The organism is Acetatifactor sp. (assembly GCF_982438285.1).
Genome location: NZ_CEWDFQ010000179.1, coordinates 1 through 6,336, shown reverse-complemented (window position 1 = coordinate 6,336; position 6,336 = coordinate 1). Strand labels below are relative to the sequence as shown.

Sequence of the window (6,336 nt, the reverse complement as noted above, 5' to 3'; positions counted from 1 at the left end):
AGCTTGTGGGGGTAAACGCATACTCCAAGAATGCAGGCTGGGCGGCTCTTTTGGCTGATTGGATCACCAATGAGGAAAATCAGGCCATCCGTTTTGAGCAGAGAGAAATCGGACCTTCCAACAATAATGTTGCAGCTTCCGATGCAGTTATGAGCAACGTTGCCATTGCAGCTTTGTCCGAGCAGTCTGCTTACGGTGTGGTACAGGTTGTAGGCGGCAACTACTGGGATCCTACCGCAACCTTTGGCGAGATGATCGCACAGGGAAGTCTTAACAGGGATGATGCGGCTGCAATTCAGGAAGCACTGGACACTCTGGTAGAAGGTGTTTCGGCGCCGACCCAATAAATATTAGTTAAGCAGCTGTTTCAGAGGTATTTCTGACTGAGACGGAAGCATAGGGCGTCCTGAAGCTATGAATGAAATGACGTAGTGGAGGGGCGCCCTTTTAAATGAAAAGGATATGGCAAAGGAAAGGAGTGGGCGGAAAATGAGTCAGGTCAAAAAGGGTTTGCAAGCTTTCTTTGGCGCTGTGGGCAGTTTTTTCAAGGAATTCGGGCAGGCAGTGGCCAAGGGAGACCTTTTTGTGAAGCTGTCTTTGATCTGGATGGGCGCGGGCTACATTCGGAGAAAGCAGTTTGTGAAAGGTATTTTGATGACAATCTTTGAGGTGGCAGTCATCTGGTTTACCTTTGGATTCGCCATGGATTATGTTCCCAAGTTCGGCACACTGGGAACGGTACAGCAGGAGTCTGTTTTTAACATTGCCACCATGCAGACAGAATTTAATGATTACGATCATTCTTTCATGATTCTGCTGTTTTCATTGATAAGCTTTGTGGTTTGGGCAATTTTTGCCGTGGTGTATTTATACAACATCGTAGCTGTCTACAGGCTGCAGAAGCGGGCGGAGGCAGGCCTGCATATCAATACCTTTAGGGAAGATATGAAGGAATACATCAACAAGAAATTTTATGTAACGCTTTTGGCGCTGCCTGTGACGGGAGTTGTCGTATTTACAGTAGTTCCTCTTCTTGTGCTGATTCTGGTAGCCTTTACCAATTATGATCAGCAGCATATGCCGCCTACCGCCCTGTTTACCTGGGTGGGGTTTGAAAACTTTAAAAGTCTTTTCAGCAGCGGCGGTTTGACCATAACCTTTGGATATGCCTTTGGAAAGATATTGATCTGGACTCTGGTGTGGGCGGTTTTTGCAACCATTACCACCTACATTGGCGGCATCCTTCTTTCCATGTTGATTAATAGTAAAAAGACAAAGCTGCCTAAGCTGTGGCGTACTCTCTTTGTGATCACCATAGCAGTTCCCCAGTTTGTGTCTTTGCTTTTGGTGAGAAACTTTTTTGCAAACAATGGTATCTTCAATACCTTCTGTGCCAGCATAGGACTGACAGACTGGCTTCGGGATATCGGACTGATCAGCACCAGCTATATACCCTTCCTTTCGGCCAACGGCTGGGCGCATGTTATGATTATTCTGATCAATATCTGGATCGGCGTTCCCTATCAGATGCTGATTGCAACCGGTGTGCTGATGAATATTCCCACGGAGCAGCTGGAGAGCGCAAGAATTGATGGTGCAACACCCAGACAGACCTTTATCCATATCACCATGCCCTATGTGCTTTTTGTGACAGGGCCCACTCTGGTGACGGATTTTGTGAAGAACATCAATAACTTTAACGTAATCTACCTTTTGACCCAGGATGTGTTTGTCACCACAGACCAGCTGATGGCAAATTCTCAGGCAAAGGAGACGGACCTTTTGATTACCTGGCTGTTCAACCTGACACAGAATTATTATAATTACAAGATGGCGTCCGCTATTGGTATTGTAGTGTTTATTATCTGTGCGGTATTCACCCTCATTGCCTTTAGCAGATTCCTGAAGGGAGACAGAGAGGAGGCGTTCCGTTGATGAAAAAAGTGGTTAATCTTGTACTGCGCCATGTATTTCTGGCATTTTTGGCTTTTATCTGGCTGATACCCATTGTGTGGCTTTTGGTGACCTCCTTCAGCGCCTACACGGGAATGAATACAAGCACCTTTTTCCCTGAAGAATGGAGCGTGGTGAATTATAAAAATCTGCTTTTTTCTGCAGATAGTGTGGCACAGTTTCCCAACTGGTTTAAGAACACCTTTATCATTGCATGCTTTACCTGTGTGATTTCCACTATTTTTGTGCTGATGGTGGCCTATGCCACATCCTGCATGCGGTTTAAAATGCGTAAGCCCTTGATGAATGTGGGCGTGATTCTGAATCTGTTTCCCGGCGTGCTGTCCATGATTGCAGTGTACTTTATTCTCCGCACCCTGAATCTGACCAACACCCATCTGGGACTGATTCTTGTTTATTCCGCAGGCTCCGGACTCGGGTATTTGATTGCCAAGGGCTTTTTTGACACCATACCGACCTCTCTGCGGGAAGCCGCCTATCTGGACGGCGCCAGCGAGGCCACTATCTTTTGGAGGGTTGTCATCCCTATGAGCCGCCCCATCATTGTTTATACGGTAATCAGCTCCTTCCTGGTTCCCTGGATGGATTTCGTATATGCAAAGATGATGCTCAATTCCGGTATCTCTTCTCAGTGGACGGTGGCTATCGGTCTGTACAACATGCTGGACAAGAGCCTGATCAACACCTACTTTACGCAATTCTGCGCGGGCGGCGTTTTGGTATCTATCCCCATTTCTGCGTTGTTCGTGATTATGCAGAAATTCTATGTTGAAGGTGTTACCGGCGGTTCCGTAAAGGGATAATCTCAGATTGGAAATGGTTGAAGCTATGAAGCAATTTATCAAAGGAATGGATGTTTCCACCCTGCCCGAGCTCCTCGGGCTGGGGGCGAAATATTATGATCAGGGGAAGGAGGAAGCGCCTCTTTCCATTTTAAAAAAATATGGCGCAGATTCTCTGCGCATCAGACTTTGGAACGATCCCTATAGTCCCCAGGGAAAACCTTATGGTGCGGGCACCAATGACTTTGACAAGCTGGTATGGATTGCGCAGGAAGGCAAAAAGCTCGGCTTTACGTATCTTCTGGATTTTCATTACAGTGATTTTTGGACGGACCCGGGCAAGCAGATTGTACCAAAGGCCTGGCAGGGGATGGATGCGGATGGGCTGGAGAAGGCTGTCTATTCCTATACCAGGGAGACCCTGGAAAAGCTTGGCGAGAAGGGGCTGCTTCCCGATATGGTGCAGGTGGGGAATGAGGTGACCAACGGTCTTTTGTGGCCATTGGGAAAAGAAGGAAACTATGACAACATTGCCCGTTTTATCAGTGCCGGAATCCGTGCTGTGAGAGAGGTGGATGCCTCAATTCCGGTGATGATTCATTTGGACTGCGGCGGAAACAATGAAAAATGCCGGAAATGGTTTGACGAATACACAAAGCGGGGCGCTGACTTTGAGGTCATCGGTCTTTCCTATTATCCCTTCTGGCATGGCACGATAGAAGATTTGTCAAATAATATGAATGATCTGGCTGCGAGATACGGCAAGGAGATTGTGGTTGCAGAGGTTTCCATGGGACATACCATGGAGGACTATAAGGAATACGAAAAGCTGTCTGACAGTGAACGCAAGGGCATGGCTACCAAGCCTCATCTGGCGGAAGCGGTGGCTTATCCTATGACGCCTCAGGGACAGGCAGATTTTATGAGCGATGTAATGAAAAAGATCGCAGAGATTCCCGGTGGATTGGGAAGAGGCTTCTATTACTGGGAGCCTGCGTGGATACCGGTGCCCGGATGCGGCTGGGCCAATGAAGAATCCCTGGCCTATATGAATGATCCCGGACCGGGAGGGAACGAGTGGGCAAATCAGGCGTTGTTTGACTATGATGGCAATGCGCTGCCTGCGCTGTCCGTAATCCGGGATTTTAAAGGGGAATCAAGCGAAAAAGGAAATCGATAAAAAGGAGAAAAAAATGGACAAATTTATTGTAAATATTATTCATCGTCCTGAAATGGTGCCTGAATACGCGGAAAAAGTGACAGGACATGGAAAGGAAGAGGATCTGGGACGTAAGGCTCTGCTTACGGAATCTCTTGATATCTTCAAATTTCAGCAGGCCACTGCACACAAATATGGCCTGAAAACCACCATTCAGATGACATACGCATCGCTTTTTAATGACGAAGCGGTAGAGCTGGCGAAGCAGGACCATGAAGCCTATGGGGATGAGATTGCGCTGTCTCTTTTGGGGCTTCCCTGTAAGGAATTCCGGGAGAAGTACAAGACCAAGGATTTCTGTATCTGGATGTTTTCCATGGAGGACAAAAAGTCCATCGTGGACGATGTATTTGAAAAATTTTATGAGAAATTCGGCTTTTATCCTGAGTCCACGGGCTCTTATTATATGGATGCGGAGCTGACCAATTACATTAAGGAGAAATATCCCAGCGTAAAGTGTGAGGTTGCCACCTGCTGGGAGGAGGGCCCCAAGGCTTATCATACCTGCAACAACTCCTGGTATACCTTTATGGACGGCGGCCCCTGGGCTCCCTGGATTCCTTCCAAGCAGAACACCCATGCGCCTGCGGCAAATGAAGCGGAGGACAGCGGTGTGGTTGCAATCCCGCATCTTTCCAGAGACCTGCTTGCCTGCTATGACGGCAACGGCTCTAATTTTGGTACACATCCGCAAAACGTGCTGCGCGGTATGATCTATGACACTAAAACCTGGGAATATCCTTATCTGTATAATCTGATTGACCAGTACAGAGATTTGGAGAAATATAACAATGGCTATGCCTACAATATGATGTTTGTGGGACCTGGCTGGCTGAATAAGATGGGACGCTGGGAGCAGCCCTATGAGCTTTTGAAGAAGAGCTACGAGGACGGCATGGCATATTATGGGAAGCTGAAGGAGGAGGGCAAGCTCACCGATATGACCATGGCTGAGTTTGCTGATTATTACCGTCAGAAGAAGACCTATACGGAGCCTGAGTGTGCGCTGTGGAGAGACATTCTGTATGGCTCAGACAAGCAGCTTTTCTGGTACTGTGATCCCTTTATGAGAGTCTGTGTCAATATGGACCAGGGCGGTGCTATCGTTGACCTTCGTCCCTATGCCGCAAAGCTGGAGTGGCCGGTAGGCATTGGTACCAAGCATGTGACGGACGCTTCTTATCCGTTCCTGATTCAGGAAAAATACCGCGCGGGCTATTTCACACATTATGCAGGCGAGGGAACTGTAAGAAGCGCAAAGCTCAAACATAACGGTGAGGAAGTGGATTTGTGTCTGTGCCGCACCAAGGCTCATTTTTCCAAGGAGGGCAACACCAGGATTCTGACGCTGGATCCCGTGGAGATTGAATTCCAGGATCTTACTTTGAAGCTGCAGACGGTGATCTCTTTTGAGGAGGGAAGCTCTGAAATCAAAATGGAGAGAAGGATTCTTGAGATGAGCAATCCCGATGCAGAGGTTGAACTCAATGAATATATGGTTGCCTGCTACGGAACCACCGAATACTCTGAGGATATGCTGGGGATTACACTGACCTGCAAAAAGGGAAGTGAGGAGGAGACCCTTCCCTACGAGTACAAGTGCCGTGAGCTGGAAATGCCGGGCGCAGAGCAGGTGATCGCAACGGTGCCTCAGATTGAAACAAAGGTTTCCATGCGCTCCGATGCAGAGAACGCAGTAGGTTATGTGAAGGAGGGCTATGCTTTCTCACCCATGTTCACTTTAGGCTACACTGCAAAGGTAAAAGATAAGGAGGTAATTGGCACATGGCTCAAGCTGGAAAAGGCAAATTAAATTACAGGTGTCCTTCCTGTTTTATGAGAGATTTGGATATGGATATGTTCTACGATAAGGACAAGGACGAATATTATTGTATCCGCTGTCAGTACAGAGGGAATGAGGCGGATGTGTTGGAGAAAAATGAAATGGCAAGATTCCGGTACGGAGCCATGGCAAAACGCTTTACCAAATTTGATTTTGACTAGAAGCTGTTAAAAAAGAAAAGGGTCTGTTCTCCGCAGGGAGCAGGCCCTTTTGTTCAGTGCGCCCGCAGGCGCATGTGCTTTTACAAGTAATTGTTCTGGGATTTCTTTAAAATAAACCTTACATTATATCCCTTCTCGTCACACACTGCACGCACAATGCTTTCCGCCTCATCTCGAACATTATCGTTGATACAGATGATGCAGGAGTCTTTTTTCCGTCCGAAGAAAGAGGATTTGGGCCAGCGGATATAGTAGGAGATGCGGTTCTTTAAAAGCAGGCGTTCAATTTGCTGCTTGCACTCCAGATCAGATACTTCGCACAATTCGATTTCATTGTTTACCTTCATGGTAGTATAT

The 6,336-nt window shown here is 47.4% G+C and carries 6 protein-coding genes and 1 pseudogene; 6 read left to right on the top strand and 1 reads right to left on the bottom strand.

What is annotated here, in order from left to right; translation table 11 throughout:
• The 6 genes and pseudogenes from AC1WIP_RS09805 to AC1WIP_RS09780 all read left to right on the top strand — a co-directional run.
• Positions 1 to 347 (top strand): annotated as a pseudogene (locus tag AC1WIP_RS09805) (extracellular solute-binding protein); the annotation flags it as partial.
• Positions 348 to 489: 142 nt separating this feature from the next.
• Positions 490 to 1,935 carry a carbohydrate ABC transporter permease gene (locus AC1WIP_RS09800; protein WP_481141663.1) on the top strand — a complete coding sequence of 482 codons (1,446 nt, stop codon included), beginning with the start codon at positions 490 to 492 and terminating at the stop codon, positions 1,933 to 1,935.
• Entirely contained in the window at positions 1,935 to 2,777 is an 843-nt protein-coding gene (locus AC1WIP_RS09795) for a sugar ABC transporter permease (RefSeq protein WP_481141662.1), read from the top strand. The genes AC1WIP_RS09800 and AC1WIP_RS09795 overlap by 1 nt, the downstream gene beginning before the upstream one ends.
• Before the next feature lie 13 nt (positions 2,778 to 2,790).
• Positions 2,791 to 3,936 (top strand): glycoside hydrolase family 53 protein, encoded by a 1,146-nt coding sequence (locus AC1WIP_RS09790; RefSeq protein WP_481141664.1) that lies wholly within the window; start codon positions 2,791 to 2,793, stop codon positions 3,934 to 3,936.
• Positions 3,937 to 3,949: 13 nt separating this feature from the next.
• Positions 3,950 to 5,788, top strand: coding sequence for a hypothetical protein (locus AC1WIP_RS09785; RefSeq protein ID WP_481141661.1), 1,839 nt, complete (start codon positions 3,950 to 3,952; stop codon positions 5,786 to 5,788).
• Positions 5,761 to 5,979, top strand: coding sequence for a hypothetical protein (locus AC1WIP_RS09780; protein WP_481141660.1), 219 nt, complete (start codon positions 5,761 to 5,763; stop codon positions 5,977 to 5,979). The genes AC1WIP_RS09785 and AC1WIP_RS09780 overlap by 28 nt, the downstream gene beginning before the upstream one ends.
• A gap of 80 nt (positions 5,980 to 6,059) precedes the next feature.
• Here the strand turns inward: AC1WIP_RS09780 and AC1WIP_RS09775 are convergent.
• Positions 6,060 to 6,336: hypothetical protein (locus tag AC1WIP_RS09775; protein WP_481141659.1), on the bottom strand; the 277-nt coding region annotated here is incomplete at its 5' end.